Source organism: Actinoalloteichus spitiensis RMV-1378, assembly GCF_000239155.1.
Classification (GTDB): Bacteria; Actinomycetota; Actinomycetes; order Mycobacteriales; family Pseudonocardiaceae; genus Actinoalloteichus_B; species Actinoalloteichus_B spitiensis.
Window position 1 is genome coordinate 1 of sequence record NZ_AGVX02000680.1, and the last position, 2423, is coordinate 2423.

The 2423-nt window shown below is 73.3% G+C and carries 3 protein-coding genes; 1 reads left to right on the forward strand and 2 read right to left on the reverse strand.

Annotated features, from left to right (window positions below):
* Positions 1-3: 3 nt before the first annotated feature.
* Positions 4-783, reverse strand: a complete 780-nt coding sequence (locus ACTIDRAF_RS0223825) for an isoprenyl transferase (RefSeq protein ID WP_016701193.1) — start codon at positions 781-783, stop codon at positions 4-6.
* Positions 784-956: 173 nt separating this feature from the next.
* On the opposite strand from ACTIDRAF_RS0223825, the gene trhA reads away from it, so the two are divergent.
* A complete protein-coding gene (trhA, locus tag ACTIDRAF_RS0223830; protein WP_016701194.1) occupies positions 957-1637 on the forward strand; it encodes a PAQR family membrane homeostasis protein TrhA in 681 nt (226 codons plus the stop codon).
* A 60-nt stretch (positions 1638-1697) separates the two neighbouring features.
* Here trhA and ACTIDRAF_RS0223835 read toward each other — a convergent pair whose 3' ends face one another.
* Positions 1698-1889: a hypothetical protein gene (locus ACTIDRAF_RS0223835; protein ID WP_016701195.1), complete on the reverse strand. Its 192-nt coding sequence runs from the start codon at positions 1887-1889 to the stop codon at positions 1698-1700.
* Positions 1890-2423: the final 534 nt, after the last annotated feature.

Below are 2423 nucleotides of genomic sequence, written 5' to 3' on the forward strand. Positions count from 1 at the left end.
CGGTCAGGAGCCGAAGCGGCGGTGGCGGTTCGCGTAGTCGCGCAGCGCGCGCAGGAAGTCGACCCGCCGGAACTCCGGCCAGTGGACCTCGCTGAACCAGAACTCCGAGTAGACCGACTGCCAGAGCAGGAACCCGGAGAGCCGCTGCTCGCCCGAGGTGCGGATCACCAGGTCGGGATCGGGTTGGCCGGAGGTGTAGAGGTGGCGGGTGATGTGGTCGGCGCTGAGCTCGTCCGCCAGCTCCTCCAGGGAGCCGCCCTGGTCCACGCGGTCGTGCAGCAGCTTGCGCACCGCGTCGGCGATCTCCTGCCGCCCCCCGTAGCCGACGGCGATGTTGACCGCGACCCCGTTCCTGTCCCGCGTCCTGGCCTCCGCCGCCGAGAGGCGCGCCGCCGTGCCACCGGGCAGGAGGTCCAGCGCACCGACGATCCTGATCCGCCACGGGTTCGTCGCCTCGGCCAGCTGGTCCACGACGTCGGCGATCACGTCGAGCAACGGCTGGAGCTGATCCCTCGGACGGTTCGCGTTGTCGCTGGAGAGCATGAAGAGCGTGACCAGTTCGACCCGCGCCTCCGCGCACCAGTCGAGCAGTTCTGCGATCTTCCGCCCGCCGGCGCGGTAGCCGTCGCTGACGTCGGAGAAGCCCGCCTCCAGCGCCCACCGCCGGTTGCCGTCCAGGATCACCCCGACGTGCCGGGGAGCGGGCAGGCCGGCGAGGTGCTTCCTCAGCCGCCACTCGTAGACCCCGTAGACCACGTCCCGTGTCCGAGTCAGCACACCCACGGGACGAGCCTACCGATCGGCACCGGCCGGCGAACGCCCGCTGGGCGGGCACGGCGGGACGCGGGACGACGGGCCGGGGCACGAGGCGGTCGGGCCAGCCCCGGGAGCACGGGGGTCGGGATGTGGGGAGCGCGCTACTGACGCGTAACCTACGGTGCCGTAACCTCGAGGACGTGACCGCTACGAACGGCATCGCCCCGCTGCCACCGGCACCTCCGAAGCCGCGGGCCCGCGGCTGGATCCACTTCTGGTCGTTCCTGGTCTCGATCGGCGCCGGCGTGACGCTGATCGTGCTGGCCGCCACGACGGTGAGCGCCCGGGCAGCCCTGTCCACCACGGTCTACACGATCACCGTGCTCGGCCTGTTCGGAGTCAGCGCCCTGTACCACCGGCGCACCTGGGTCAGCGCCAGGGCCCGGCTGTGGATGAAGCGGCTGGACCACTCGATGATCTTCCTCTTCATCGCGGGCACCTACACCCCGTTCACCCTCCTCGCGCTGCCTCCGGACACCGGGCGCCTGGTGCTGGCCGTGGTGTGGGTCGGCGCGGTCGGCGGCGTCGTGCTCAAGCTCGCCTGGCCCCGCGCACCACGGTGGCTCGGGGTACCGATCTACGTCGCCCTCGGCTGGGTCGCCGTCTTCGTCATCCCCGACCTCGCCGAGGCCGGAGGCGTCGCCGCCGTGGCGCTGCTGCTGGTCGGCGGGCTGCTCTACACCTGCGGCGCGGTCTTCTACGGCACCCGCTGGCCCAACCCCTGGCCGGAGACCTTCGGTTACCACGAGTTCTTCCACGCGGCGACGGCCCTCGCGGCGCTCTCCCACTACGTGGCGATCTGGCTCGTCCTCTACGCCTGAGAGGCCGTGCGGGGGCGCGACGAGCCGGTGGCCCCACCGCGCCCCCGCCGCGCGGAGCGGTCACAACACGCCGCCGCGGTGCCCGAGGTAGAGCAGCACCAGCGCGCCGATCCCGACGCTGCCACGGCGCACGAGCAGCAGGAGCGCGTACCGCAGGGTGGTGCCCCACCCGGCGGTCGCCGCATCGAGCGCGGGGTCATCGGGACGCCGGCTCGGGGCGGGATCATCCTTCCAGGAGAGAGCATCCTCCACGGTGGAACGGGAACCCAGTCGTTTTCGCCTCAACCACAAACCTCCGGGGGCACGGTTCACTGCCCCTCGGAAATCCGGTGCGCGGGGGCGTCGGGCGTGGCTGCTGGTAGCCACGGGTGGAGAGTTCCTCGACGCCCCGGTGGGCCGCGGTCATCACACGCGACCACCGCACGGTGGCAGGAACGCGCCCGTCCGGGAAGATCCGCGATGACCCACCACCCCACCCGGGGCGGTGCGCCGCCACCGGCCCCCGGACACAGCTCGTCGTGGATGTGCGACCCGCCGCCCGTGGTGGCACCCGCCCCGCCCCGCACCGGCCGGGCGGACGGCCGGCCGGGCCGTCGCCGCCCCCCTCCTCAGCGCTCCCGGGCGGTGAGCAACAGGTCCCGGAGCTCGCTGGCCCCGGTCACCGGGCGATCGCAGACGGAGCCCCGGCAGACGTAGGCGGCGGACTGGCCGCCGACGAGCCCTCGGCCCGCGAGCAGCGGGCTGTCCCCGGCGTTCCCGGCCTCCGCCGCCACCACGGGCGCCCCG